This window comes from Rathayibacter sp. SW19 (assembly GCF_030866825.1).
Classification (GTDB): Bacteria; Actinomycetota; Actinomycetes; order Actinomycetales; family Microbacteriaceae; genus Rathayibacter_A; species Rathayibacter_A soli.
In genome coordinates, this window is record NZ_CP133020.1 from 564,828 (window position 1) to 590,625 (window position 25,798).

The following is a 25,798-nucleotide window of genomic DNA, read 5'->3' on the forward strand; positions in this document are numbered from 1 at the left end:
GCGCAGGAGGGTCACCCGGTTCCCGTGAACGCTGTGACACCCGTGTCCGTGCCGATCAGCAGCAGGCCGAGTGCCGTACTCGGGCTGGCAAAGTTCGGGATCGAGGTGCTGGCGGATATCACCTGCATCTGGGCGCCCGTCGCCGTGTTGAACTCGGTGACGGTGCCGTCGGGGTACTGTGCTGCCCACAACTGCGAACCGATCAGGATCGGCGCACTGTTGGCTCCTTGCAAACGCGGACCGAGCGTATCGGTGGACAGATTCACGACCTGGATGCCTCCGTCGCGACAGGGGACGAAGATGCGGTTGGTGACCGCATCGTAGGCGGGGCCGCCGTCGGGGTCGCTGCCGCAGACATCCGGAATCGAGGCGGCGCGCGTGAGGCTGGCACCGTTGAGCACGTAACCGATATCGGTCTTGCCGACGGAGAACACGGCACCACCGGGCAGGAGTACCGGGTTGCCGGTGCTCAGGTCTTCGTCGCCGCCCGCGACCGTGTCCTTGAACGCGGCCAGGGGAACGAGCGCCGGCGAGAGTTTCACCACGCTTTCGGTGTAGGACTTCTGGTCGGGGCCGCCCTCGGGCGGGTCGGGGTTGGCGTTGCCCGTGCTGACGTAGAGGTTGCCGTTCGCGTCGATCGCCGGTGCTCCTCCGGACTGCCAGATCGCGCCGCCTTCGCCGTCGGACGCCACCTCGAATGACACCAGCTGCGGCGGACCCGCGGCCTCGACGCCGACCAGCCAGCCGTGGTACTGACCGCAGTCACCGTAGTTGCCCCCGTAGCCGATGTAGACTCGCCCGTTCGCAAGCGCGAGCCCCGCGCGCTGCAGCAGATTGACCGCCGGCTCGCCGGCGGGCAGCGGAGGGTCGACGTTCTCGGAGAGCGTCACCGCGCCAGTCGTGACGCTCAACCCCTCCAACTGATGGTGCACGCCCCCGTTCGCGTCGGCGATCTCGCCAACGACGTACACTGTGCCGGTCGCGGGGTCGATCACCGGAGTGCTTGTGATACCCAGAGGATCGATGTTTCCGCATCCGGCGACCGACGCGACGTTCGTGAGCGGCGCGCCGAGTGAAGCTGACCAGGCAAGTTGCCCGTTCTGCGCATTCAAGGCGACGACGCGGTTGCTTTCTGTCGCCGCGATGACCAGGCCGTCAGCGACGACCGGTTGCCCGAACACGGCGCCGCCGAGGTCAGCCGTCCAGGCGACGCGGGCAGCTGCGAGCGATGCGCCGGCCGCCACAGCCCCCGTGCGCTCAGCGTTCGCGTGGTAGCCGAGCCATGTGTTAATCCCGGCTACGCCCGCAGGCGATGAGTCGGCGGAAGGCGACGGGCGATTCGCGCTCCGCGTCGCCGATGGAAATGTAGGCGGCACATTTGCACTCGGGTGTGTGCCTGTGCATCCGGTCAGGAGAAAGATCCCGATCGAGGCGACCAGCAGCGCGCGGTTAGGCCGACCCACCCGCGGCTGCCCGACTTGCGGATGCTCGCTGGCCATTCACCATGACGACAGCGTATGCCTTGAACCGCGGGTTGGCACCCGTCGCTGCTTCCGCTGGCGTATCGAGACCCGGTGACCCGCCTCACTGTGCGTGTCGTGGGGAAACTCACGGAAATGTGCGCGAAAGTGACCTCTGTGGGAACCAGCGTCATGGAACTGATCGTGGACGTCGTGCTTGCGATCGCTGCGGTGTTCTCCATCGCGAACGGATGGCGCCGTGGCGCCGTGCTCTCAGCGGTGCCCATGGTCGGGTTGATCGCCGGACTCTGGCTTGGACTGCAGTTCGCACCGACCGTGGTCGGCTGGCTCGCCGGTATCGGCTGGGGCGCTGTCGTGCAACGCACGATCGTGGCTTCGGTATTCATTCTGGTGTGCGCATCCGTCATCTATGGGGTTGCCGCGACACTTGCTGGGATGATCCGTCGCCGCCTGAACAAAGGCCCCGTGCGCGGCATCGACGCGGTCGGCGGGGCTGCTGTCGGGCTGGTGACCTGGGCGCTGGTCGTTTGGTTGGTCGCCGGCTTCTTGCAGACGACGACGCTGATCCCTGTGACGCAAGTTGTCGCCTCGTCGAAGATCGTCGCGGCACTGGACGCGATCTCGCCGGTGCCCGCGTCCACGGCACTCGGTGCCCTCGACGACGCGCTCGGTCAGGCCGGATTGCCCAAGGTCTTCCAACACGGCGAGTCCATCGCGAGTGCGGCGCCGCCGGATCCGTCGATTCCGGCAGCGGTGAACGCGGCCGCATCGGGTGTTGTGCGCGTGCTCGCGAATGAGCCGGCTTGCAACACGTCATCGGAGGGTAGCGGGTGGGTCGTCGCAAACAACCGTGTCGTGACGAACGCTCACGTGGTTGCCGGAGCGACCACCGTCGCCGTGCAGGTGCGCGGTGTCGGCCTGTCGTTACCGGCAACACTGGTGGCGTTCGACCCGCAGCGCGACGTCGCGGTGTTGGCCGTGCCGGGGCTGAACGTCGCACCGCTAAAGCTGGGCAGCCCGCTCGCGGTCGGTGCCTCCGCTGTCACAGCCGGATTCCCGGGAAACGGGCCGTACACAGCCGGGCCGTCACGGGTGCGTGAGGTGCTCGACGCGACCGGCACCGACATCTACCAGCAGCAGACGGTCACCCGTGAAATCTATTCCCTGCGCGGAGTGGTGCGGCCGGGCAACTCGGGCGGCCCGCTGTTCGACACCAATGGTCACGTCGTCGGAGTGGTCTTCGCCCGATCGACGACGGATGCCGACACCGGCTATGCACTCACGCTCGCCGAGGTGCAGCCCGTTCTCGCACAGGCCGGATCGAGCACGCCGGTCAGTTCGGGCCGCTGCGCGTCCGACTGATCACATCGGCGGTCAGGCGGCCAGGAGCTGGCGCACCACCTGTGACAGGGAACGGAACACTGATCCCGTGTTACACTGATCCCGTGGCGAATCTGACGATTGCTGTTGACGACGAGTTGCTGCGTCGTGCTCGCATACGGGCGGCCGAGCAAGGAACCTCGGTCAATGCAGTGTTGCGCGACGAGCTGAGTCGCTATGCGACAACAGCGGGCACCGACCGGGCCGCCGAGGCATTCCTGGCACTAGCGCGGACGCATCCGGGCGCCAGCGACGAAGGCCCGCGTTGGTCACGTGAGGAACTGCACCTTGAGCGGTTCGATCAGCATCAGCCTGAGCAGCATGAGCTCGATCAACACGGGCTCGATCAACACGGGCTCGATCAGCGCGGGCTCGATCAGAATTGACCGGCTCGAGGCTGTTCGTCGATACCAACGTGTTCGCCTACGCGCTCGACCGGAGAGAGCAACCGAAGCGAACCCGTGCTCTGCACGTGATCGATGAACACCGGCACGACATCGTTGCGAGCACACAAGTCCTTATCGAACTTTATGCAGTGTGCACCCGCAAACTCGGGATGGGCCGTGTCGACGCCCGGCACGCGGTCGAGGCCATCGCCGACTTTCCGGTCATCGACACTGACCGCAACCTCGTGCTGAGCGCACTGGCCTTGGCTGACAGGGCTGAACTGTCGATCTTCGACGCAGCAATCGTCTGCGCGGCGCAGCGCGCAGGCTGTGGCGTGCTGCTCACGGAAGACCTGAATGCCGGACAGCGTTTCGACACGGTGGTCGTGGAGAACCCGTTCGCACGGTGAGCGTGCACGCCACGATCTTCTGACTTGGAGGTTGCGGTGTGGGGTCTCGAGACGCGTACTCGCTGGCGCTCGTGCGCTCCTCGACCACCGGGGTCAGGCGGCCAGCAGTTGGCGCAGCACGTACTGCAGGATGCCCCCATTCTGGAAGTATGCGGCCTCGGCCGGAGTGTCGATGCGCACCGTTGCCTGGAATTCACGTGCTGCAGAACCGTCACCCGGCTCGACCCGCACGGTCACCTCGTGCGGGATCGTGTCAACGCCTTCGAGCCCGATCACCGAGTACACCTCTTCGCCGGTCAGGCCCAGGGTTTCGGCGTTGTCGCCCGCGTGGAATTGCAGCGGCAGCACGCCCATGCCGATCAGGTTCGACCGGTGGATGCGCTCGAACGACGTCGCGATCACGGCCTTGACCCCGAGCAACAGCGTGCCCTTGGCCGCCCAGTCGCGCGATGAACCCGAACCGTACTCCTTGCCGGCGATCACGACGAGTGGCACGCCGTCGGCGAGATAGCGTTCGGATGCCTCGAAGATCGTCGTCTGCTCGCCATCAGGCAGGTGCCGCGTGAACCCACCTTCGATCCCCGGAACCAGCTGGTTGCGCAACCGGATGTTCGCGAACGTGCCGCGGATCATCACCTCGTGGTTGCCGCGCCGCGACCCGTAGGAGTTGAAGTCGCGCGGCGCGACGCCGTGCTCCTGCAAGTAGTGCCCGGCAGGGGAGTCCCGCTTGATCTGCCCGGCCGGTGAGATGTGGTCCGTCGTGACCGAGTCGCCGAGCAGTGCAAGAACGCGTGCGCCGACGATATCCGTCAGAGGTTCCGGTTCCCGCTCCATCCCCTCGAAGTACGGTGGCTGCCGCACATACGTCGACGTGTTGTCCCAAGCGAACATGTCCGCATCCGGAATCGGCAGGTTCTTCCAGTTGTCGTCACCCTCGAACACGTTGGCGTAGCCGGCCGAGAACATCTCCGACTTGACCGACTTGCCGACGACGGCCTCGATCTCCATGCTGGTCGGCCAGATGTCTCGTAGGTACACCGGTTCGCCGGATGGATCATCGCCCAGCGAGTCCGTGAGCAGGTCGATGTTCATCGTGCCCGCCAGTGCGTAGGCGACGACCAGAGGCGGTGAGGCGAGAAAGTTCATCTGGGTTTGGGCGTGGATGCGGCCCTCGAAGTTGCGGTTGCCGCTCAGCACCGCGCTCACGCTCAGGTCGCCGTCGGTCACCGCCTGGCTCACCTGAGGAATCAAGGGACCCGAGTTGCCGATGCAGGTCGTGCAGCCATACCCGACGAGGTCGAAGCCCAACTGGTTCAAATACGGCGTGAGCCCCGCCGCGTCGAAGTAGTCCGTGACGACGCGCGATCCTGGTGCGAGCGACGTCTTCACCCACGGCTTCGACTGCAGCCCGCGCTCGACAGCCTTCTTGGCAAGCAAGCCGGCGCCGATCATCACAGACGGGTTCGAGGTGTTCGTGCAGCTGGTGATCGCCGCAATCACAACGTGCCCGTTGTCGACCACGCTCGAGCCTCTGCCGGGCACCGTGATCTCGATCGGATGCGACGGATAGACCGACTCCTTCGCCTTGCCTGAGCGATTCACCGGCGCCGCGTGGTCGTCGATGCGGCCGAATGCGATCGGATCGCTCGCCGGGAACGACTCTGCGGATGCTTCATCCAGCCCCGCGAGCTCCTCCGGCGCCTTCGACCCCTCGTTCAGAATCGTGCCGATGACACGCCGCGCCTTCTTGAGCGGAATGCGATCTTGCGGTCGCTTCGGTCCGGCGATCGACGGCTCGACGCTTGCAAGGTCGAAATCGATCGTCGTCGAGTACTCCGCCTCGTTGTCCGGGTCATGCCACAGGCCCTGCTCTTTGGCGTACGCCTCGACGAGTGCGATCTGCTGTTCGGGCCGGCCGGTCAGGCGCAAATAGTCGAGTGTGACGTCGTCGATCGGGAAGATCGCGCAGGTGGAGCCGTATTCCGGGCTCATGTTGCCGAGCGTCGCACGGTTGGCCAGCGGGATGTTGGCGACTCCCGGCCCGTAGAACTCGACGAACGTGCCGACGACGCCGGTCTCGCGCAGCCGCTGTGCGACCGTGAGCACCAGGTCGGTTGCCGTCACGCCCTCTTGCAGGGCGCCGCTGAGTTTGAACCCGAGCACCGGCGGAATGAGCATGCTCATCGGCTGGCCGAGCATGGCGGCCTCCGCCTCGATTCCGCCGACCCCCCAGCCGAGCACGCCGAGTCCGTTGACCATGGGCGTGTGCGAGTCGGTGCCGACGAGCGTGTCCGGATACGCCTGAACCAGCCCCGCAGCATCCGTCGGTCGCGTGAAGACCACCCGGGAGAGGTACTCGAGGTTGACCTGGTGGCAGATGCCGGTGTCCGGCGGAACGACGAGGAAGTCGTCGAACGCGTGCTGGCCCCAGCGCAGCAGCTGATACCGCTCGCGGTTGCGTTCGAATTCGAACTGCCCGTTCTGCTGGAAGGCGTCGGCGGTGCCGAAGACGTCCGCTATCACGGAGTGGTCGATCACCAGTTCGGAGGGGATCAGCGGGTTGATCTTCTGCGGGTCGCCGCTCAGCGCGGCCATAGCGTCGCGCATGGCGACGAGGTCGACCACGCATGGCACGCCGGTGAAGTCCTGGAGCAGAACGCGCGCGGGCGTGAAGGGGATCTCCGAACCGTGATCGGCGGCGGGATCCCACGCGGCCAGAGCCCGCACATGGTCGGCGGTGACCATCGTTCCGTCTTCGCAGCGCAGCAGGTTCTCCAGCAGCACTTTGAGGCTGTAGGGCAATCGTGCCGTGTTCGGCAGGGCGTCGAGACGGTAGATCTCGTAACTCTGATCGCCGACCGCTAACGTGCTGCGTGCACCGAAACTGTTCGTCATTTGTTGACCTCCGCCAACTCTCGCATCGTGGAGCACACCGGTGGGCTCCTGTCCTCATGGTGCTTCGGAACGCGCGGTAAGTCAACGTGGCAGCAATTCCCGGCGTTCATTAAAGGGCAAAACGGTCCTCTAAAATCAGAATCATGACCGAACGCACCATTGCCACATCCGTTCTCGTGATCGGAACAGGAGGGGCCGGCCTGCGCGCCGCCATCGAACTGCGCGAGCAGAAGGTCGATGTGCTCGCGGTCGGCAAACGGCGAAAATTCGATGCACACACGACGCTGGCGGCTGGCGGCATCAACGCGGCGCTCGGCACCATGGACCCCGAGGACTCCTGGCAGCAGCACGCCGCTGACACGATCAAGGAATCGTATGACCTGGCCGATCCGCGCATCGTCGAGACGGTCGCAAAGAGCGCGCCCCAGGGCATCCGCGAGCTTGAAGAATGGGGCATGCCGTTCGCCCGCGAGGCAGACGGCCGCATCTCCCAGCGCTTCTTCGGCGCACACACGTACCGGCGCACCTGCTTCGCCGGCGACTACACAGGCCTGGAGATCCAGCGCACGCTGCTGCGCCGTGCCGCCGCGGTCGGTGTGCCGATCACCGACACCGTATACGTGTCGCGGCTGCTCGTCGATGACGGACGCATCTTCGGTGCGTACGGTTTTGATGTCGTCGACGGATCGCGCGTCATCATCCACGCGGATGCCGTCATCCTGGCCACCGGTGGCCACACCCGCATCTGGCGGCACACGTCGTCGCGGCGCGATGAGAACACCGGTGACTCGTTCCGGCTGGCCGCGCTCGCCGGTGCGCGCATCCGTGATGCCGAACTGGTGCAGTTCCACCCGTCCGGGCTTCTCGAACCCGCGGACGCCGCAGGCACGCTGGTCTCGGAGGCCGCCCGTGGTGAGGGCGGCGTGCTGCTCAACGCGCAGGGTGAACGGTTCATGGCGAAGTACGACCCGCAGCGCATGGAACTGTCCACGCGCGATCGGGTCGCACTGGCCATCTCGACAGAGATCGCCGAGGGCCGCGGCACCCCGGCCGGTGGCGTGATGCTCGACCTGACACACCTGGACCGTGACGTCATTTTGTAGCGGCTTCCGCGCGTCTACCGCAACCTGCTCGACCTGCAGATGCTCGACATTACGATGCATCCGATCGAGATCGCACCGACTGCGCACTACTCGATGGGCGGCGTCTGGGTGCGGCCTGATGACCACGGAACCGGTGTCAACGGGCTCTACGCTATCGGCGAGGCGAGCTCGGGAACGCACGGTGCGAACCGGTTGGGCGGCAACTCGCTGGCCGAGTTGCTCGTGTACGGCCGCATCGTCGGTCGGGCTGCAGCGGCCTACTCCCGTGAACTCGCCTTCCAGCCGCGCAGTGCCGCCGCCGTTGCTGAAGCGGGCAATGAGCTCGACGCGCTGCTGGCCGGACGCGGCTACGACAACGTGCGAAGCATGCAGCGCGCCATTCGCGACCTGATGAGCGAACACGCCGGCGTCATCCGCAGTGAGGCTGGCCTGAATGAGGGCCTGGAGAAGCTGGCCGCGGTCGAAGCGCGGATGCCGGACCTCGCCGTCCATCCGGACATCGCCGGATTCGACGACCTCGCCCACTCACTCGACCTCAAAGGTTCGATGATCGCCGCCCGGGCGACGCTGGAGTCCGCGCTGGCTCGTAAGGAGACGCGTGGGGCGCACAATAGGTCTGACTATCCGCAGCTGGATCCTGCGTTGAAGGTGAATATGGTGTGGTCGCTGACCGAGCCGTTGGTGCAGGAGCCCGTGCCGGGCACGCCCGCTGAAATCGCTGCGCTGATTCCGCACTCCACCGAGTCGGAGTCCGTCGTCGGCAAACTCGTGGAGTAGGGCGGTAGCGGACGTCCCCTCCGGTGGTCGCGTAGCTCTCGAGCGCAGCGGGACCCTGTGCGCGCCCGGTTTTTCTTGTCCTCCACAGGTGGCGTTTCGGGTCGCTTTCCACAGATTTAGGGGTTCGGAAAGTTATTCTGACCAGCCATTCCGCCCGGGGTTGGAATGTCGGTGGTCACTGAGACGATATAAGTATGAACAACCCGTTGGACCTCCTCACCCGGGTCACCGGCGACCTGACCGGTGAACTCACCGGCGCCCAATTGCGGGTTCTTGGTGAGGAGGACCTGCTGGTCACCGTGCAGGCGATCGAAGCGCTCGGCCGGATTGTGGACGCCGCCCGCGTCGCCGGCGCGGCCGAAACCGCCGAACGGTCCCGGAAAGAACTCGGCACCGCCGGGCTGGCCGCCCGGAAAGGCTCCCGCAACGCCAACGAACTGTTACAACGCCTCACCGGGGTTTCCGCCGTCACCGCAGAGAAGAGGATCCGGCTCGGCGGGCGCACCCGGTTCCGGCCGACCCTGGTCGGCTTCGACACGCCACCCCTGTTCCCGCGCATCGCCGCCGCACTGTCATCGGGGGCGTTGGGCGTGGATGCGGCGCAGGCGATCATCACCGGCCTGCTTCCGGTCTTCGACCACACCGCGATCCCCGCCCGGGAGATCGCGGAGGAAGAACTCGTCGCGGCGGCGACCGGCACCGGGGACACCTCACCGATCCCGTTCAGCGCCGACGAGATCCGCATCCAAGCCCAGGTGTGGCAGCTCGCATTGAACCCCGACGGCGCTGACCTGGCCGAAGAACGCGCCCTGCCCCGCCGGGACCTACGCCTGGGCCGCGTCACCGATGGTTTGGTCCCGGTCCACGGCCGACTGCTGCCGGAGATCGCGGTCAAACTGACCACCCTGCTGGATGGCTGCCTGTCCCCCCGCACCGGACCAGCGTTCACCGCGAAAGACGAAGACGCCGACACCGCCAACACTCCCGGCAGCGCAGATGCCGCCGCTGACGCTGCCGACGGTGCTGATCAGGCTGAGGCGGCCGCGGAGGCTGCGGCGGCGGATACCCGCACGATCGGGCAGAAACGCCACGACGTGTTCGCCTCCCTGATCGACGGGATCGCCCGTTCCGGGCAGGTGCCCACCGTCGGCGGGGCCGCACCCACCGTCATGGTCACCGTCCGAGCTAAGGATCTAGCCGCCGGGCACGGCGGCGGTCACATCGACGGGTTAGATGTGCCGATCTCGATGCAGGCCGTGAAACAATTCGCTTGCACCGGCGGACGCCAACCCATCCTGATCGACGACACCGGTGGCATCCTCACCCTGTACACGGAGCAACGCTGCTTCAACCGGTCTCAACGCCGGGCGATCGCCGCCCGCGACGGCGGCTGCTGCATCATCCCCGGCTGCACCATCCCCGCCAACTGGAGCGAAGTCCACCATATTGTTCCCGACCGAGATGGCGGACCCACCCAGGTAGACAATGGTGTCTACTTGTGCTGGTGGCATCACCGCACCATCGACACCGCCGGCTGGAGCATCCGCTTCATCAACGGCACACCGCAGATCAAAGCACCACCCTGGATCAACCCGAACGCCACCTGGCGACCCGCCAGCAAAGCACGCACAACCCTCGTCACCCAACTCGACACCAAAGTCAAGCAAGCCATCCTCAACCAATGGCCACAATGACACCGCCAGATACACGACATTCAATACGCAATACACAAAGCTTGTGGTGCGCAGCACGCAGCACGCGGCAAGGGCTTGCTTTCCACTCGACGCTGTATGGTCGAAGCCATGAGTTCAGGTGACACCGGCGACTTACCGAAGATCGGTGCGCCGGCAACTCGCGCGCTCGCGAATGTCGGAATCGTGACCCTTGACGACCTGCGCCGGGCTTCGCTCGGTGAACTCGCAAAGCTGCACGGCGTCGGCCCAAAAGCGCTCCGCATCCTACAAGACGCCCTTGCACGCGACACGAAGTAGCTGACCGTTACTTTCGATTCGCCTACCAGAAAGACCATCGATGCCGTTCCAGCCGCACATGCTCATTCCCGGCAGTTTTCAGTTCAACCCTTCTTGGGCTGCCGCCCCGAATGTCAGCCGCGTCGAGGTGCCCAGTCAACGAGTGGATGCCGTCAGCTACGCCGTCGCGGAGTCCGGGCCCGTTCCCGCCGCGATCGGCCTCGAGCGAGGGCGATCGTGCTTCCCACTGCCGGGCAGACAGGTCACTTTCGGTGGTCGGCGATGAGCGCGGCGGCCATCCGCTTGGCGCGTTGCGGGGCTTGAAGGTCGCCTTCCGTCGCCGAAACGAGTGCGCCCTTCAACAGCAGGTGGAATGAGCTGGCGAACTCCGCGGGTTCACGGAGGTCGGCGCGCTCGGCAAGGGTCTCGACCATCGTGCGCGTCTTAGCGAGGTACTGGATGCTCGCCTGTCCCAAAGGGTGGTTTGGGCCCATCTCCAAGAGCACTTTGATGAACGATCCAGCCTGAAAGTCATCTCGTCGCAGCCAGTTGTCGAACACCTCGAAAACGGCCAGCAGCTGCTCCGTTGGGGTTGTACAAGCCTTGACCGCTTCGGACCGCGTGAACTCGGTTGTCCAGTGCGCGTCGTGGCGTTCCAGGAATGCAAGCCCCAGTGCCTCCTTCGACGGGAAGTGATGGTAGAACGTGGCCTTGGCCACCCCGGAGCGTCTGATCAGCTCGTCCACGCCGACGTTCTGGATACCGCGTCGGGCGAAGAGTTCGTACGCAGTGCTGAGGATGCGTTCACGCGGCTCGACACGTGGAGTTTCACGTTTGGCATCCACGCGATGCACCCCTGCTTCCCCCGACGGAACGGTTCCGTTCGCGTTGACCCTGATCATCGAACCTGATCATAGTGTGTCGCCGTGCGCCGCAACTGGTTTTGCCCCCGCAGCCTGTGAGCTAGGCCCGAGCCCTTGACGAACAGATCAGTCTGTCTGTATAAAGGAAGGAATTAAAAGGAACGACGAAGGCGTCTGTCAGATTCCATGTTTGCTGTCGAGGAGCCTAAACTTCGGCATATTTCCGGCCTTTAATCTCACGGCGGCCTCAGCGAGTCTCAATCGCCGCCCGTCTTTAAAAGGAACGAGTAGAGCGTGTTCGAGCCCGACCCGTCTGGTCAGTTGCGCGCTCTGCGCATGGCGACAGGCGAGCCGAAGTGAGGCAGAGGGCTAGGCACGATGGCAACGGGTCTGCGAGAAGAGTCACCGTGCCCTTGCGGATGACGGATGCTCATGGCGTGGCGAGGACGATCCGGCCGACGGTGATCTACCTGGGTGGCGTCGACTACGAGATCCGGGTAGGCGACCGAGTGATCGGATTCATCCATCGCGCCGGGCACACGTTTGTGGCGTTGGCCGGTGCCCGGTTGGATCGCGCGGTGGAATGTGGGCAATCCCTGGTCTGGGACACAGCCGCAGCGTGCCTGGTCACTGCCGCGGGCGCGCCGTCGCAGCCGTAAGCAGACTTGAAGAATTACCACGTGAAACACGACATCTGAAGCACAACGAGGAAAGGAGATGGTCGGCATGATGGGCTTCGTTGAAGAACACGGCGACCACTTCGAGGTGATGCACCCGGAAGACGGACTGCGCTGGGTGTCATTACCGACGCTCGCTCAGGCCGTCAACCACGTGATCCATGGCATCGCCGCCCACACCCAAGACCGGTAACACAGCTGAGTTCGGCACGAACCGCCTCCTGCAGGCACAATCCGGCACCCGCGACCGGGGCCCGGCGCGAATTGACAGAAAGGACCGATGGTCATGGCAATCGACTACGACGTGCGACGCACCGGTGAAGAGGAGGAAGATGCGAAAACCGTCAATGCCGCGAAGAATCGTCGTTCACCGGCCGACGGGCAGTTCCTTGAACTCGATGACGCCGACGAGATCGTCGGCATCCAACTGCTCAGCACGGACCTGTCGGGCGCGGAGGTGGAGGTTGTGATCGTGCCCGTGCAGGCTGATGAGTTCACCTGTGTGAGTTGCTTCCTCGTGAAACATCGCTCACAGATTGATCACACGGAACAACTCGGGTCGACCTGCCTGGACTGCGCCGCCTGAGGTCAGCACGCTGCGGTGCCGACGGATAGGCTGACAGCCACAACTGACTACAAGGACATTCGATGCCGTTCACGCCGCACATGCTCATTCCCGACAGCTTTCAGTTGGGGCCATCGCACGTCCTCACTCCGACGATCAATCGAGTCGACACGCCGGGCGCGGGGACGGATGCCCTCGGTTACGCCGTTCCCGATTCCGGGCCCGTTCCCGAGGTCATCGGCCTGGACCGCGAAGCGCTCAGGGCCGTCGGGTTCACGGGTAAGGTCGGCCAGGCGCTCGCGCTGCCCCACGAGAACGCGCCGGTGCTGATCGCCGTCGGAATCGGCGCGGCAGGCGCGCTCACGGCCGCAACACTGCGTGACGCAGCTGCGGCGTTGGCACGCGCGGCCAAGAACGAGCGGCACCTTGCGACCGACCTCGTTGCCGCAGCGATGGAAGCGGCGGCGCTCGATGCGCAGGTGGCGGCATCCGTCGTGGTCGAAGGTGTGCTGCTGGCCCGCTACCGCTATGACGAGCTCAAGACCAAGGCGGAAACCGTCCCGCTCGAAACGCTGGAGTTGCTTGGAATCGGCCGTACCGAGAATGAGCCTGTCGCATCCGGAGCCAGCCGAGGGCTCACGCTGGCGCGAGCGGGCATGCTTGCCCGCGATCTCGCATCCGCACCGCCTGCGTACTTGACCGCGACGAATTTTGCGGACTTCGCGCTCGACGTCGGCGCACAAACGGGCCTGGAGGTGACCGTTTTCGACAAGGCACAGCTGATCGAACTCGGCTGCGGCGGGCTTCTCGGAGTGAACGCCGGCAGTGTCGAGGAGCCACGGATGATCCAGCTGCGCTACCGGCCGGTCGGCCCGGCGACCGGGAATCTCGCGTTGGTCGGCAAGGGCATCACCTATGACGCGGGCGGCCTCGCACTCAAGCCCAACAACGCGATGCACGCGGCGATGAAGATGGACATGTCGGGCGCCGGCGCTGTCTTCGCCGCCATGACGGCGCTCGCCGAGCTCGGCTGCACCAATACGGTCACCGGTTACCTGATGTGCACGGACAACCTGCCCTCCGGCAGCGCGATCGCTCTCGGCGACGTGCTGCGTATCCACGGCGGCACGACCGTCGAGGTGAAGAATCCGGATGCCGAGGGTCGCCTGGTGATGGCGGATGCGATTGTGCTCGCGAAAGAGGCGGGGGTTGACGCGATCGTAGACATCGCGACTCTCACCGGGGCTGCGATGTCCGCACTCGGAACGATGATGGCACCGGTGTTCGGCAACGATCAATCGATTGTCGATCAGGTGCTGGCGGCGTCCGCTGTGACGGACGAGGCGCTCTGGCAGTTCCCGCTGGAACGTCGGTACCGCGACCAATTGAACTCGGACATCGCCGACATCTCAAACCTCGGCGGGCCGTATGGCGGCTCGATCACCGCAGCGTTGTTCTTGGCGCACTTCGTCGGCGAGACCCCGTGGGCGCACCTGGACATCTGCGGGCCGATGATGTCGGGTAAGGACAGCTCGTGGCGCTCGAAGGGCCCGACTGGCTTCGGCGCCCGTCTGCTGGCGGAGTTCGCGGTGGCGTTCCGCCCGTAGTTCATCGCCGCCAGTCGAGTAGCCCTGTCGTTGGTCGAGTGGCGAAGCGTATCGGGACCCGGCAACGAGGTCTCGATACGCTCGCTAGCGCTCACTACTCGACCACCGACGGGGTTAGCCCTGTGGGATCGCCCCGAGCGTCACGGTCGTCGTTTTGTCTGCCCCGTCGCGCACGTAACCGACCGTGATGGGGTCGCCGGCCTTCTTCGTCAGCGTGACCGCCGTGAGCACGTCGGCGCGTGTGGCCGATCGCCCGTCGATCGTCGTAATCACGTCATCCGCAACATGCGCGGCGTTGCACGATCCGCCGGCCCCGCCTGCTCACCCGCCGGCCCCGCCAGAACCGGATGGCCTCTGAGACGCCGCCGAGATCGAGCCGACGCCGAATTCGCCGAGAAAGCCGGCGACCAGCGCGATGACGGCTGCGCCGACCGGGAGAGGCCAGGATCGGCGCCACCACGGTTGCCCGGGTGCCGTGACAAAACGCGCGGGAGTCGAGCCCGGTGCTGGATCAGTCCTTTGCTGCTTGTCTCGAAGTTCGTACGGGTCCGAGCTGGAAGCCACGAGACCGCGGCGACGTGTAATCGGCGGTAGTGCACAACGTTGTCCACTGATATCCACTTGGCCGGGGAGTTCGGCCTGCACGTGCGCATTCGCACCGCTACTGTTGGGGTTACCAGCCGCGCTCAGGTCGTGAGCGCAGCATGACGCGAGCAAAGGAATCCGACGTGGGAGCTTTTTGGGGCAACATCTGGAACGTCATCTGGCTTTTTTTCTGGGTCTTCGCCTTCCTCGCCTACCTGATGGCGCTGTTCAACGTCATCGGTGATCTGTTCCGCGACGGCAAGCTCAACGGTTGGTGGAAGGCACTGTGGATCATCTTCCTGATCTTCCTGCCGTTCCTCACCGTGCTGGTTTACCTGATCGCGCGCGGTCGCGGCATGGAGGAGCGCAAGGTCGCGCAGGTGCAGCAGGCGCAGGCGGCGGCGAACCAATACATTCGCGAGGTGGCCTCGACCAGCGCGACCGATGACATTGCGAAGGCCAAGGCATTGCTCGATTCCGGTGCGATTGACGCCGACGAGTTCGCGAAGTTGAAGGCCAAGGCGCTCTCGTAGGAATGAGAATCCCGCCTCAACTGCGGTCGCGAGGGCCGCGCGTGAGCCGGCCCGTGGCATCCGCCCGCAGGTGGCCGCGGTTGCGATCGCATCCGCCGACGGAAGTCAACGCCGGCTTGCGACGCCCGTTCGTGGTCGGCCTCGTCGTGACGCTTGGTGCGCTCGCCGCCATCGTGCTCGGCTTGATCGTGACGTCGCTCGCGACGATCCTCACCTATGTCGGGCTTGCACTGTTCATCGCCCTGGGGCTTGATCCAATCGTTCGACGGATGCAGGCACACCGCATTTCGAGACCGCTCGCGGTGGTCATCGTGTTCGTCGTGATCCTCATCATCGTCGTCGCCGGGCTGATCTTTTTCGTTCCGCCGTTGGTGCGCCAATTGGTCTCACTGATTGAGCTGGCCCCAACGGCGTTGCACGACATTGAGGACCAAGTGTGGTTCGTCACGCTCAACAACAATCTCGGCGAGACGATCGACCTCAACGTGATCGCGGACTGGATTCGCACCGCGGCGCAGGACCCCAAGGTCTGGGCGGCGGCGACCGGCGGGCTGCTCAAATTCGGCGCGGGCTTGATCGGTGGCAGCGTCGGAGGCGTCACCGTGCTGATCCTCAGCATCTTCTTTCTTGCATCGTTGCCGTCGATGAAGCAGGGTGTCTACGCACTGGTCGCCCGGCGTTCACGCCCCGGCTTCATTGACCTCTCCGAACAGATCTTCGTCAGCATCGGCGGTTACCTCAACGGGATGGTGCTGCTCGCCGCGATCAACGCCGCCCTCGGGTTTATTGCGATGCTCATCTTTGGTGTTCCGTTTGCTGGGCTTCTGGCGATCATTGTGTTTCTACTCGCGTTGATCCCGTTGGTCGGCTCGATCTTGGCCACGATCCTCGTGACGATCGTGGCGCTGTTCAACTCGCCGACGACCGCCATCGAGATCGCCGTCTATTACTTGATCTACATGCAGGTTGAGGCATATGTTCTGACGCCTCGGATCATGAACAAGGCAGTCGACGTTCCAGGTTCGCTCGTGGTGATCGGCGCGCTCGCCGGCGGCACGCTCCTGGGCATGCTCGGAGCACTCGTCGCCATCCCGGTGACCGCGGCGATCTTGCTGATCATCAAGAAGGTTGTGATTCCGCGCCAGGAGCGGGCGTCGTAATTCGTCGACCGCTTTGATCTGCGTGCGGCCGTCCTGTGGGTGATTGTCGCGTGGTCGATTGTCGCGTGGTCGATTGTCGTGCGGGCGACTTTCCTGCGGCGAGATTCAAATGTCTAACATCAGGCCATTGACACATGAACCTCTCAGGGTCCAGACTCTCCTCAGCATCATCAGGTGCCACCACATCTCCCCGATAGGTACGCAAACCAATGACTGAAGAAGCGACAACGAAGTCGAGAGCTCAGCAATCCGCCGAGGCGGATGCCGCGGATCTCGCGAAACTCGGCTACAAACAAGAACTCCATCGCGGCATGTCCGGATTCTCGAACTTCGCCGTTTCATTTTCGATCATCTCGATCCTGGCCGGCTGTATCACGTCGTACTCGATTGCGCTGAAGTCCGGCGGACCGGCAGCCATCAACATCGGCTGGCCCTTGGTCGGTGTCTTTGTGCTCTTCGTCGCACTGGCGATGGCAGAGGTCTGTTCGAAGTATCCGACCGCAGGCGGCCTGTACTTCTGGGCCGGGCGCCTCGCGAAGAAGAACAAGCGGCAATGGGCCTGGTTCGTCGGCTGGTTCAACTTCCTCGGCGAGGTGGCTGTCACGGCGGCCATCGACTTCGGCGCAGCGACAACGATGATGGCCTTTGCTGCACTGACCTTCGGCGTCACGCCGACCGCCGCGAACACGTTCATTCTGTTCATCGTGATCATCGTCATCCACGGTGCGTTGAACACGTTCGGGGTCAAGCTGGTCAGCTGGCTGTGCAACCTGTCTGCCTGGTGGCACATCGTGGGTGTGCTGATCATCGTCGGCGCGCTGTGGATCATTCCGACCAGCCACCAATCGTTCGACTGGACGATGACCGCATGGCACAACGAAACCGGTTTCTCGTTCGGGCCGTATGTGTTCCTGATGGGTCTCCTGATGGCGCAGTACACCTACACCGGCTACGACGCATCCGCTCACGTGGCGGAAGAGACCAAGAATGCATCGCGATCGGCGCCCAAGGGCATCGTGATGAGCGTCGTGATCTCGATCATCGGTGGCTGGATCCTGCTGTTCTCGATCACCGCGGCGATTCAGGATGGCACGCAGGCCGGTCTGACGAAGCTGGCAGCGACATCCACTGGTCTTCCGCCCGCACAGATCTTCCTCGACGCGCTCAACAACCCGACGATGGCGAAGTTCCTGCTCTTCATCGTCTGCGGTGCCCAGTTCTTCTGTGGAATGGCATCCGTCACGGCGAACTCGCGAATGAGTTTCGCGTTCTCGCGAGACAACGCCATCCCGGGCTCGCGGTTGTGGAAAAAGGTCAACCCGCGCACCGGCACGCCGACCAACTCGATCTGGCTGTGCGTCGTGCTCTCGATCATCCTGACCGTTCCGGCGCTCTTCAACACGACGGCCTACCTCGCGGTGACCTCTATTGCGGTCATCGGTCTGTACATCGCCTACGTGACCCCGGTGTTCCTGAGGCGGCTCAACAAGAACTTCGAGCCCGGCCCCTGGCACCTCGGCAAATGGAGCGGCATCATCGGCTGGATCGCCGTGGTCTGGGTCGTGATCATCTGCATCCTGTTCGTCCTGCCTCCGGTGGCCCCGATCACGGTCGACACCTTCAACTACTCACCGATCGCCGTGGTCTTCGTTGCGATCTTCGCCATCGTGATGTGGTACGCGAGAGGGCGCAAGCACTTCATGACACGGGATGAAGCTGCCGAGCTGACGATCCCGGTCGACAAACTGCTCGAGCAGTAGTCGGAGCGCTCACGATGTCTGAAACACTCACGGTGGCAACACCGTTGGTCGACACTGTTTTGCAACCCGTGCGCGGGCATATGGCCTTCGAGTCCTGTGTCGAACAGCTCGGTTCTGCAATTCAGCTCGGGGTGTTTCGGGCAGGCAGCAAGCTGCCGAATGAGCGGGATCTGTCAGAACGGTTGAACGTTTCCCGGGCCACGCTCCGAGAAGCGATCAGCGCACTTCGCGCCGCCGGCTTCGTGTCGACGACGCGCGGCCGTGGGGGAGGAACAGTGGTCGAGCCGTTGGAGAACGCTCGACCGCTGGACCCCGCACTCAGCGACCCAACACAGGGCCGTGACCGGCAGACCGAGATGAACGATATTCTCGTGTTCCGCGCAGTAGTCGAGCCGGGCGCATGCTATCAAGCAGCCATTCGCCCGGTCGACGCGGCGGGCCGCGACCTGCTCACGAAGTGCCTGCAGGAATTCGACGGGGTCGAGTCGCCGGCCGCCTATCGACAGGCGGATGCGCGACTGCATTTGGCAATCGCATCCGCCTGTGGTTCCACGGAACTGTCCAACGCGTGCAGCACCGTGCAGACCAAGGTGCACCAATACCTGGCCGAGATTCCGTTCCTGCGGGCCAACATCACCGGCTCGGATGAACAACACCGCACCATTGTCGCCGCCATCCTCGATGGCGACGGCGACACGGCGCGACTCGTGATGGAAGAACACTGCGACGCAACTGCGGCGCTTTTGAAGGGATTGCTGAAATAACGTGCGAATGACACAACACCCCCGCAACGACCGGATGCTGACGGTCGACCAACTGCGCGCCGCCATCGAAGCCGGTGAGATCGACACGGTCATCCTCGGCTTCACCGACATGCAGGGCAGACTGCAGGGCAAACTACTGCACGCCCAGTTCTTCCTGGACTCGGTTCTGGAGCACGGCACGGAAGGCTGCAACTATCTGCTCGCGGTCGACGTCGACATGAACACGGTGGACGGTTACGAGATCACGTCGTGGGAGAAGGGCTACGGCGACATGCTGTTCGAGGCCGACCTCGACACCATCCGCCGGCTGCCGTACCGCCCGGGATCGGTGCTGATCCAGTGCGATCTGAGCCTTGTCGACGGCACGCCGCTTCCGATGTCACCGCGTGCGGTGCTTCGCCGCCAGATCGACAAGGCCGCCGAACGCGGCTGGCAGGCTGTTGCCGGCACTGAGCTCGAGTTCGACATCTACGAGAACAGCTATGAGGATGCCTGGAGCAAGCGCTACGCGGACCTTACGCCAGCGAACCAGTACAACGTCGACTATTCACTGCTTGGCTCCGGCAGGGTCGAACCGCTGCTGAGGGCCATCCGTAATGCGATGTACGACGCCGGCATGACCGTGGAGTCCGCAAAGGGCGAGTGCAACCTGGGCCAGCACGAGATCGCGTTCAAGTACGCCGACGTGCTCGCCACGGCCGACAATCACGCCGTCTACAAGCTGGCAGCGAAAGAGATTGCGCACAGCATGGGCAAGTCGATCACGTTCATGGCCAAGCCGAACGAGCGCGAGGGCAACTCGTGCCACATCCACATGTCGCTGCGCGGCTTGGATTCTAAGGGCACGGATGGCAAGGCGGACGGAGGCAAACTCGTCTTCTGGGATGACAAGAAGCACGCGCGCACGGCGCTGTATGACCACTTCATCGCAGGAGTGCTCGCGACGATGAGCGAGTTCACGCTGTTCTACGCGCCGAACATCAACTCGTACAAGCGGTTCGTGCCCGGCTCGTTCGCGCCGACGGCGGTGGCGTGGGGCATGGACAACCGCACCTGCGCGGTGCGCCTGGTCGGGCACGGCGCCAGTGCGCGCATGGAGAACCGGTTGCCCGGCGGCGACGTCAACCCCTACCTGGCGGTGGCAGCGATGCTCGCCGGCGGCCTGTACGGCATCGAACACGAACTCGAACTCGAGCCGGAGACACCCGGCAATGCATACGAGTCGGGTGCCCCAACCGTGCCGACCACCCTGCGTGAAGCGCGCGAGGCGCTTGCGAACTCGACCATCGCACGCGAGGTATTCGGCGATGACGTCGTTGACCACTACCTGCACTACGCAGACATCGAGTGCGCCGCGTTCGACGCGGCCGTCACCGACTGGGAGCTGCGGCGCGGATTCGAGAGGCTTTGAGTTGGCTGCAGTAACTACCGCATTTCCACAGTCGGCCGTCAGCGGTGGCGGCAGCACGACGGTCATCAATCCGGCCACCGGCGCACCGGTCGTCGAACTCGGCCTCGCCTCCCTCGCCGAGACGGATGCCGCGATCGAACGCGCCCACCGCGCGTTCGGCCAATGGCGGGGGATCGCCCCGGGGGAGCGGGCGCGATTGCTGCGCGCATTCGCATCCGCCGTCGAGGCACACCAGGCCGAGCTTGCCCAGTTGGAGGTCGTCGGCTCTGGCCACACGATCGGCAACGCGCTGTGGGAGGCAGGCAACGTTCGCGACGTGCTCAACTACTACTCGGCGTCGCCGGAGCGGCACGTCGGCAAGCAGATCCCCGTCGCGGGCGGCGTCGACATCACGTTCCATGAGCCGCTCGGCGTCGTCGGCATCATCGTTCCCTGGAACTTTCCGATGCCCATTGCAGGCTGGGGCTTTGCACCGGCGCTCGCAGCGGGCAACACGGTCGTGCTCAAACCGGCCGAATTGACGCCGCTGACTGCGATGCGCATCGCCGAGCTCGCGCTGGAGGCGGGCATACCCGATGGCGTGTTCACCGTGCTGCCCGGCAAAGGTTCTGTCGTGGGGCAGAGGTTCGTCACGCACCGACAAGTGCGCAAGGTGTGCTTCACCGGGTCGACCGAGGTCGGCAAGGGCATCATGCGCGGCTGCGCCGACCAGGTCAAACGGGTCACGCTGGAGCTCGGTGGCAAGAGCGCGAACATCGTCTTCGACGATGCTGACCTGGAGGCCGCTGCCGCGAGCGCACCCGGCGGCGCATTCGACAACGCGGGCCAGGATTGCTGCGCGCGCAGCCGCATCCTGGTTCAGCAGAACGTCTACGAGCGCTTCCTCGAGCTGCTCGAGCCGGCCGTCAAGGGCTTCCGTGCCACCGACCCGGCTTCGCAGGACTCGCAGATGGGGCCGCTCATCTCGGCAAAACAGCGGGATTCGGTCGCCGCTTACATCGCCGCCGCCGACATCGCCTACGCCGGCACCGTTGATGGCGTATCCGGTGACGGGTTCTGGTTGCCGCCGACCGTCGTGCTGCCGGCGGATGCAGCCGACCCGGTCTGGCGCGACGAGATGTTCGGCCCCGTCGTGGCGGTCATGCCGTTCGCAGACGAAGCGGATGCGATCGCCAAAGCAAACGACACCGAATACGGCCTGTCCGGGTCGATCTTCACCCGTGACGTGGGCCGGGCTCTCCGGGTCGCACGCGGCGTCGAGACCGGCAACCTCTCGATCAACTCGCACTCCTCGGTGCGCTACTGGACCCCGTTCGGCGGTTTCAAACAGTCCGGACTCGGCCGCGAGCTCGGGCCGGATGCTCCGGACTCCTTCTCCGAGGTGAAGAACGTCTTCATCTCGACCGAGACGTAAACTCCCAAAATAGCTCCCCCAACTTCAGCGGCACCCGAATCGTGCCGAACGCAGCATCGAACGAAAGGCAACAGCAGACAATGAGCGGAAAACTCGAGGGCAAGGTTGGTGTGATCACCGGGGGGTGCTCGGGAATCGGGCTGGCGACGGCGAAGAAGTTCGTGGCAGAGGGCGCGAAGGTCGTCATCGGCGACGTTGACACAGCCAACGGCCCGCGCATCGCCCACGAGTTGGGCGGCTCGTTCGTCAAGGTGAACGTCACGGATAAGGATGAGGTCGACGCGCTGTTCGCTCACGCCAACTCCACCTACGGCAGTGTGGATGTCGCATTCAACAACGCGGGCATCTCGCCGGCAGACGACGACTCGATCCTGAAGACCGGCATCGAGGCCTGGAACCGCGTGCAGCAGGTCAACCTGACCAGCGTGTATCTGTGCTGCAAGGCCGTGCTGCCGTACATGCTCGACCAGGGCAAGGGTTCGATCATCAACACGGCGTCGTTCGTGGCGATCATGGGTGCTGCGACCTCGCAGATCTCCTACACGGCGTCGAAGGGCGGAGTGCTGGCGATGACCCGCGAGCTCGGCGTGCAGTTCGCGCGCAAGGGCATCCGGGTGAATTCGCTGTGCCCGGGCCCGGTGAACACGCCACTGCTGCAGGAGCTGTTCGCGAAGGACCCCGAGCGGGCAGCGCGTCGGTTGATCCACGTGCCGATGGGTCGGTTCGCCGAGCCGGATGAGATCGCCAACGCGGTCGCGTTTCTCGGCAGCGACGAATCGAGCTTCATCACTGCGACCGACTTCCTCGTCGACGGAGGACTCTCCAACGCCTATGTCACGTCGTTGGAGAGCGACTTTGAGTGATGCTTCTGCCGGCGGAACGCCGCCGCTGATCGGGATCAGCATGTACCACCAGCCAGCCGACTGGGGCAGCTGGCAGCAGGTGGAAGCCGACCTGCTGCCCGCCGCGTATGCGGAGTCGGTCAGTGCGGTCGGTGGGGTTCCGGTACTGGTGCCGGTGCAGTCATCCGCTGCAGCCGCGCGCGCGATTGTGGGCGCACTCGACGGCTTGATCATCGCCGGTGGCGCGGACGTGAACCCGGCGCGCTATGGCCAGACACCCGACCCCCATGTGACGAAATGGTATGACGAGCGGGATGCGACCGAGCTCTGGTTGCTCGACGCTGCAGCGGATGCTTCGTTACCTCTTCTCGGGATCTGTCGCGGCATGCAGGTGATGGCCGTGCACTCCGGCGGAACGCTGGTGCAGCACCTGCCAGACGCCCTCGGCCACGCCCGGCATTCGGGCACGGCAACGGAATACGCCGATATCGGCGTCACGGTTGAATCGGGTCATCGCATCTCTGAGCTGGTGGAGGCGAGCCTCATCGCGCCGTGCCATCACCATCAGGCTGTCGACGCACATCCGGGCTTTCTTGCAACGGCGCGGGACGGCGACGGGGTGCTGCAGGCGATGGAGGCGACGGGCGACCGGTTCGAGGTGGCGGTGCAATGGCATCCGGAGACCGCGCCGGATAAACGGCTCTTCGCTGGGCTGGTGCAGGCGGCGCGAGCCCGCGTCGTCGAGTAGCGCCTTCGGTGGTCGAGTAGCGCCTTCGGTGGTCGAGTAGCGCCTTCGGTGGTCGAGTAGCGCCTTCGGTGGTCGAGTAGCGCCTTCGGTGGTCGAGTAGCGCATGAGCGCAGCGAATACGCGTATCGAGACCCGCACCGTGTCCCCCGCTGAAGCGCGGACTTAGGTCGGCATATTGCAGTCGGCATTTCGCGGGGGAAGGCGACAAGAGTCCGCATATCAATGGCACGCGGTACGCTCGGACTATGAGCGATCATCGAACGTTTCCGGCGAAGACCGGTATTGGCGGGTTTCTCGTCTGGGCTGCAGTGGTCGTCGGTATCGCGCTGATCGTCGGCGCCGTGATCAGCCTGGTGCGCTAAGGCCCCGTGCGCCAGAGCCCGGTGTGCGCCAGTTCGTGCGCTGTGCGCCACGTGAAGTGGCGCATGCCGCGGCAAGTGGCGCATGGCCTGCTGGCAGGCCACTCGCGCCCCACTATTGACCATTTTGACACCTGAAAAGCAACACATTCAGCGCTACCATTTCTGAGTATGGAACTTCGGCAGCTCGAGCACTTCCTCGCCGTCGCTCAAGAGCGGCACTTCACCAGGGCGGCGGATGCGTTGCGCATATCCCAGTCCGGACTCTCGGCATCGATCAGGGCGTTGGAGACCGAACTTGGTGCGTCGCTGTTCACGCGCAGCACTCGTCGCGTCGAATTGACGCAGGCAGGCGTGGCGCTTCTCACCGAGTCGATCAGGACCGTCGCGAGCGCATCCGCTGCACGCGAGGCGGTCGCGGCGGTTCGCGACGTGCTCAGCGGAACGCTGACCGTCGGCACTGAGCAGTGTCTTGGCGCCATCGATTTGCCGGAGCAGCTTGCGCGGTTCAGGCAGCAGCATCCGGGGGTTCGAATTAACCTCGGCTTCGCCGGTTCGACCCAGCTGCTGGATGCGCTTGCAACCGGCAGGCAGGATCTGGCCGTACTCGCCGTGTGCGGTCCGACCCCGCAGGGTGTGCGACTGGAGACCGTGTCGACCGAACCGTTCGTTGTTTTGTGCAGCCCCCGGTGCGCGCTGGCCGCGGAGAGATCGACCACGCTCGCCGATCTCGCGGCGGAAACGTTCGTTGGATTCCAGGCCGACTGGGCTGCGCGAGTGCTTGTCGACCGTGCGTTCGACGCAGAAAGACTCGGGCACACCGTCGAACTCGAAGTGAACGACGTCGGAACCCTGCTCGACCTCATCGAACACGACCTGGGCGTAGCCGTCGTGCCTGCGCACTTCGCGCACAAACGCCCTGAACGGCTCGCGGCGGTGCCGTTGCGCGCAACCGGGTTGGAGTGGACTGTGGCGATCGCGATTCCGGAGCAGCCGAGCCCCGCGGCACGCGCCTTGCTCGGTCAGCTCGAGACTGCCTGACCGGAGTCGTCGACGCCGGCGCGGACGCCGCCGCGTTCCAATCCCTCGCTGAGGTGCGGACTTTGGTCGCTATCCTCCGGGAAAAGCGACCGAAGTCCGCACCTCACGGAATGGGGATGGGCGGGGTGGCGCGAGCGGGGCGGGGAGGGCCTTGAGCGCAGCGGCGCGTCGGTCAGGCCGCGTCGAGGCGCTCGCGCTCCTCTTCGGTCAGGATGACGTCGACCGCGGTCACCGAGTCGCGGATCGTCTCCGGACGTGACGACCCCGGGATCGGGATGACGCGTGGGGACTTCGCCAGCTCCCAGGCGAGTGCGATGACCTGCGGGCTGACGCCACGGGCATCCGCAATGTCGTTGAACGCCGTGAATCGTTCGCCGAGCGCGGCGGCGGAGGAGATGCCGCCGAGCGGACTCCAGGGTAGGAACGCGATACCGAGCTCGTGGCACAGTTCGAGTTCCGGTTCGCTCGACCGGTAGGCCGGCGAGAACTGGTTCTGCACAGAGACGAGGCGGCCGTCCAGAACGTCCATCGCGATGCGGATCTGCTCCGGGTTGGCATTGGAGATTCCCGCCATCGCGATCACGCCCGTGTCGAGCAGGTCGCGGATGGCGCCGACGGATTCCGCATACGGCACGTGCGCGTCGGGCCGGTGCAGCTGGTACAGCCCGATTTGTTCGACGCCGAGACGCTTGCGCGATGCCTCCGCGGCACGCTTGAGGTGATCGGGGCTGCTGTCGATCGTCCAAGTCCCGTCGCCGGGCCGAAGGTGGCCGCCCTTCGTGGCGATGAGCACGCCCGAGGTGTCGCCATCGTGGGAGGCGATTGCGCCAGCGATCAGGCTTTCGTTGTGGCCGACCTCGCCCGCGAGCAGATGGTAGGCATCCGCCGTGTCGAAGAAGGTGACCCCAGCGTCGAGTGCGGCGTGGATCGTCGCGACCGAGCGGGATGCCTCGGGCCGGCCCTCGATGGACATTGGCATGCCGCCGAGTCCGATCGCGCTCACTGTTCGATTGCCGATTGTGCGTTGTTGCATTCGTATTCTTTCTGTTCGTTCTGGTGCTGGTGAG

25 protein-coding genes and 1 pseudogene are annotated in these 25,798 nt (G+C 64.8%); 20 read left to right on the plus strand and 6 right to left on the minus strand.

Features of this window, described 5'->3' with window-relative positions; translation table 11 throughout:
- Nucleotides 1-11 precede the first annotated feature (11 nt).
- On the minus strand, nucleotides 12-1,499 hold the full coding sequence (locus QU604_RS02690) for an outer membrane protein assembly factor BamB family protein (protein ID WP_308467260.1): 1,488 nt from the start codon (nucleotides 1,497-1,499) through the stop codon (nucleotides 12-14).
- 129 nt (nucleotides 1,500-1,628) lie between these two features.
- Here QU604_RS02690 and QU604_RS02695 point away from each other — a divergent pair, with 129 nt between their 5' ends.
- The 3 genes from QU604_RS02695 to QU604_RS02705 all read left to right on the plus strand — a co-directional run bounded on the left by QU604_RS02695 (nucleotide 1,629) and on the right by QU604_RS02705 (nucleotide 3,657).
- Nucleotides 1,629-2,843, plus strand: a complete 1,215-nt coding sequence (locus QU604_RS02695) for a MarP family serine protease (RefSeq protein ID WP_308467261.1) — start codon at nucleotides 1,629-1,631, stop codon at nucleotides 2,841-2,843.
- Nucleotides 2,844-2,926: 83 nt separating this feature from the next.
- Nucleotides 2,927-3,247, plus strand: coding sequence for a hypothetical protein (locus tag QU604_RS02700; RefSeq protein ID WP_308467262.1), 321 nt, complete (start codon nucleotides 2,927-2,929; stop codon nucleotides 3,245-3,247).
- Entirely contained in the window at nucleotides 3,244-3,657 is a 414-nt protein-coding gene (locus tag QU604_RS02705; protein WP_308467263.1) for a PIN domain-containing protein, read from the plus strand. The genes QU604_RS02700 and QU604_RS02705 overlap by 4 nt, the downstream gene beginning before the upstream one ends.
- 93 nt (nucleotides 3,658-3,750) lie before the next feature.
- Here QU604_RS02705 and acnA read toward each other — a convergent pair whose 3' ends face one another.
- Nucleotides 3,751-6,552, minus strand: a complete 2,802-nt coding sequence (gene acnA / locus QU604_RS02710; RefSeq protein ID WP_308467264.1) for an aconitate hydratase — start codon at nucleotides 6,550-6,552, stop codon at nucleotides 3,751-3,753.
- Nucleotides 6,553-6,695: 143 nt separating this feature from the next.
- Here acnA and QU604_RS02715 point away from each other — a divergent pair.
- From QU604_RS02715 to QU604_RS02730, 4 genes and pseudogenes are all read left to right on the plus strand, one after another.
- Nucleotides 6,696-8,432: pseudogene (locus QU604_RS02715) on the plus strand (FAD-binding protein).
- Between the two features lie 194 nt (nucleotides 8,433-8,626).
- Entirely contained in the window at nucleotides 8,627-10,126 is a 1,500-nt protein-coding gene (locus QU604_RS02720) for an HNH endonuclease (RefSeq protein ID WP_308467265.1), read from the plus strand.
- Between the two features lie 108 nt (nucleotides 10,127-10,234).
- Complete coding sequence (locus QU604_RS02725; RefSeq protein WP_308467266.1) at nucleotides 10,235-10,423, plus strand: helix-hairpin-helix domain-containing protein; 189 nt, start codon at nucleotides 10,235-10,237, stop codon at nucleotides 10,421-10,423.
- 40 nt (nucleotides 10,424-10,463) lie between these two features.
- Nucleotides 10,464-10,688: a hypothetical protein gene (locus QU604_RS02730; protein ID WP_308467267.1), complete on the plus strand. Its 225-nt coding sequence runs from the start codon at nucleotides 10,464-10,466 to the stop codon at nucleotides 10,686-10,688.
- Here QU604_RS02730 and QU604_RS02735 read toward each other — a convergent pair.
- Nucleotides 10,666-11,304 (minus strand): TetR/AcrR family transcriptional regulator, encoded by a 639-nt coding sequence (locus tag QU604_RS02735; protein WP_308467268.1) that lies wholly within the window; start codon nucleotides 11,302-11,304, stop codon nucleotides 10,666-10,668. The genes QU604_RS02730 and QU604_RS02735 overlap by 23 nt on opposite strands.
- A 398-nt stretch (nucleotides 11,305-11,702) precedes the next feature.
- Between QU604_RS02735 and QU604_RS02740 the strand changes: the two genes are divergently transcribed.
- The 4 genes from QU604_RS02740 to QU604_RS02755 all read left to right on the plus strand — a co-directional run bounded on the left by QU604_RS02740 (nucleotide 11,703) and on the right by QU604_RS02755 (nucleotide 14,114).
- The gene (locus tag QU604_RS02740; protein WP_308467269.1) at nucleotides 11,703-11,924 is read left to right on the plus strand and encodes a hypothetical protein; all 222 of its coding nucleotides are present in this window, start codon (nucleotides 11,703-11,705) and stop codon (nucleotides 11,922-11,924) included.
- Nucleotides 11,925-11,991: 67 nt separating this feature from the next.
- Nucleotides 11,992-12,135: a hypothetical protein gene (locus QU604_RS02745; RefSeq protein ID WP_308467270.1), complete on the plus strand. Its 144-nt coding sequence runs from the start codon at nucleotides 11,992-11,994 to the stop codon at nucleotides 12,133-12,135.
- A gap of 93 nt (nucleotides 12,136-12,228) precedes the next feature.
- The gene (locus tag QU604_RS02750; RefSeq protein WP_308467271.1) at nucleotides 12,229-12,528 is read left to right on the plus strand and encodes a DUF4193 family protein; all 300 of its coding nucleotides are present in this window, start codon (nucleotides 12,229-12,231) and stop codon (nucleotides 12,526-12,528) included.
- Between the two features lie 62 nt (nucleotides 12,529-12,590).
- Nucleotides 12,591-14,114, plus strand: a complete 1,524-nt coding sequence (locus tag QU604_RS02755; RefSeq protein ID WP_308467272.1) for a leucyl aminopeptidase family protein — start codon at nucleotides 12,591-12,593, stop codon at nucleotides 14,112-14,114.
- A gap of 114 nt (nucleotides 14,115-14,228) precedes the next feature.
- Here QU604_RS02755 and QU604_RS02760 read toward each other — a convergent pair whose 3' ends face one another.
- A complete protein-coding gene (locus tag QU604_RS02760; RefSeq protein WP_308467273.1) occupies nucleotides 14,229-14,387 on the minus strand; it encodes a PDZ domain-containing protein in 159 nt (52 codons plus the stop codon).
- Between the two features lie 48 nt (nucleotides 14,388-14,435).
- Nucleotides 14,436-14,678 carry a hypothetical protein gene (locus QU604_RS02765; RefSeq protein ID WP_308467274.1) on the minus strand — a complete coding sequence of 81 codons (243 nt, stop codon included), beginning with the start codon at nucleotides 14,676-14,678 and terminating at the stop codon, nucleotides 14,436-14,438.
- Nucleotides 14,679-14,842: 164 nt separating this feature from the next.
- Here QU604_RS02765 and QU604_RS02770 point away from each other — a divergent pair, with 164 nt between their 5' ends.
- The 9 genes from QU604_RS02770 (at nucleotide 14,843) to QU604_RS02810 (ending at nucleotide 24,731) form a co-directional block, all read left to right on the plus strand.
- Nucleotides 14,843-15,232, plus strand: coding sequence for an SHOCT domain-containing protein (locus tag QU604_RS02770; protein ID WP_308467275.1), 390 nt, complete (start codon nucleotides 14,843-14,845; stop codon nucleotides 15,230-15,232).
- Nucleotides 15,233-15,273: 41 nt separating this feature from the next.
- On the plus strand, nucleotides 15,274-16,392 hold the full coding sequence (locus QU604_RS02775) for an AI-2E family transporter (protein ID WP_308467276.1): 1,119 nt from the start codon (nucleotides 15,274-15,276) through the stop codon (nucleotides 16,390-16,392).
- 209 nt (nucleotides 16,393-16,601) lie between these two features.
- Complete coding sequence (locus QU604_RS02780; RefSeq protein WP_308467277.1) at nucleotides 16,602-18,152, plus strand: amino acid permease; 1,551 nt, start codon at nucleotides 16,602-16,604, stop codon at nucleotides 18,150-18,152.
- A 14-nt stretch (nucleotides 18,153-18,166) separates the two neighbouring features.
- The gene (locus QU604_RS02785; RefSeq protein ID WP_308467278.1) at nucleotides 18,167-18,916 is read left to right on the plus strand and encodes a FadR/GntR family transcriptional regulator; all 750 of its coding nucleotides are present in this window, start codon (nucleotides 18,167-18,169) and stop codon (nucleotides 18,914-18,916) included.
- Between the two features lie 7 nt (nucleotides 18,917-18,923).
- Nucleotides 18,924-20,327, plus strand: coding sequence for a glutamine synthetase family protein (locus tag QU604_RS02790; RefSeq protein WP_308467279.1), 1,404 nt, complete (start codon nucleotides 18,924-18,926; stop codon nucleotides 20,325-20,327).
- 1 nt (nucleotide 20,328) lies between these two features.
- Entirely contained in the window at nucleotides 20,329-21,741 is a 1,413-nt protein-coding gene (locus QU604_RS02795; RefSeq protein WP_308467280.1) for an aldehyde dehydrogenase family protein, read from the plus strand.
- Nucleotides 21,742-21,821: 80 nt separating this feature from the next.
- Entirely contained in the window at nucleotides 21,822-22,604 is a 783-nt protein-coding gene (locus QU604_RS02800) for a 3-oxoacyl-ACP reductase (protein WP_308467281.1), read from the plus strand.
- Nucleotides 22,597-23,331 carry a gamma-glutamyl-gamma-aminobutyrate hydrolase family protein gene (locus QU604_RS02805; protein ID WP_308467282.1) on the plus strand — a complete coding sequence of 245 codons (735 nt, stop codon included), beginning with the start codon at nucleotides 22,597-22,599 and terminating at the stop codon, nucleotides 23,329-23,331. The genes QU604_RS02800 and QU604_RS02805 overlap by 8 nt, the downstream gene beginning before the upstream one ends.
- 530 nt (nucleotides 23,332-23,861) lie before the next feature.
- On the plus strand, nucleotides 23,862-24,731 hold the full coding sequence (locus tag QU604_RS02810; RefSeq protein WP_308467283.1) for a LysR substrate-binding domain-containing protein: 870 nt from the start codon (nucleotides 23,862-23,864) through the stop codon (nucleotides 24,729-24,731).
- Between the two features lie 172 nt (nucleotides 24,732-24,903).
- Here the strand turns inward: QU604_RS02810 and QU604_RS02815 are convergent, their stop codons facing one another.
- Nucleotides 24,904-25,764, minus strand: a complete 861-nt coding sequence (locus tag QU604_RS02815; protein WP_308467284.1) for an aldo/keto reductase — start codon at nucleotides 25,762-25,764, stop codon at nucleotides 24,904-24,906.
- Nucleotides 25,765-25,798 lie beyond the last annotated feature (34 nt).

Bases quoted from the DNA above. Each gene is read 5' to 3' on its own strand.
- QU604_RS02690 (WP_308467260.1), bottom strand. From the start codon at position 1,499: ATGGCCAGCGAGCATCCGCAAGTCGGGCAGCCGCGGGTGGGTCGGCCT.
- acnA (WP_308467264.1), bottom strand. From the start codon at position 6,552: ATGACGAACAGTTTCGGTGCACGCAGCACGTTAGCGGTCGGCGATCAG.
- QU604_RS02720 (WP_308467265.1), top strand. From the start codon at position 8,627: ATGAACAACCCGTTGGACCTCCTCACCCGGGTCACCGGCGACCTGACC.
- QU604_RS02725 (WP_308467266.1), top strand. From the start codon at position 10,235: ATGAGTTCAGGTGACACCGGCGACTTACCGAAGATCGGTGCGCCGGCA.
- QU604_RS02730 (WP_308467267.1), top strand. From the start codon at position 10,464: ATGCCGTTCCAGCCGCACATGCTCATTCCCGGCAGTTTTCAGTTCAAC.
- QU604_RS02735 (WP_308467268.1), bottom strand. From the start codon at position 11,304: ATGATCAGGGTCAACGCGAACGGAACCGTTCCGTCGGGGGAAGCAGGG.
- QU604_RS02745 (WP_308467270.1), top strand. From the start codon at position 11,992: ATGATGGGCTTCGTTGAAGAACACGGCGACCACTTCGAGGTGATGCAC.
- QU604_RS02750 (WP_308467271.1), top strand. From the start codon at position 12,229: ATGGCAATCGACTACGACGTGCGACGCACCGGTGAAGAGGAGGAAGAT.
- QU604_RS02755 (WP_308467272.1), top strand. From the start codon at position 12,591: ATGCCGTTCACGCCGCACATGCTCATTCCCGACAGCTTTCAGTTGGGG.
- QU604_RS02780 (WP_308467277.1), top strand. From the start codon at position 16,602: ATGACTGAAGAAGCGACAACGAAGTCGAGAGCTCAGCAATCCGCCGAG.
- QU604_RS02785 (WP_308467278.1), top strand. From the start codon at position 18,167: ATGTCTGAAACACTCACGGTGGCAACACCGTTGGTCGACACTGTTTTG.
- QU604_RS02790 (WP_308467279.1), top strand. From the start codon at position 18,924: ATGACACAACACCCCCGCAACGACCGGATGCTGACGGTCGACCAACTG.
- QU604_RS02800 (WP_308467281.1), top strand. From the start codon at position 21,822: ATGAGCGGAAAACTCGAGGGCAAGGTTGGTGTGATCACCGGGGGGTGC.
- QU604_RS02810 (WP_308467283.1), top strand. From the start codon at position 23,862: ATGGAACTTCGGCAGCTCGAGCACTTCCTCGCCGTCGCTCAAGAGCGG.
- QU604_RS02815 (WP_308467284.1), bottom strand. From the start codon at position 25,764: ATGCAACAACGCACAATCGGCAATCGAACAGTGAGCGCGATCGGACTC.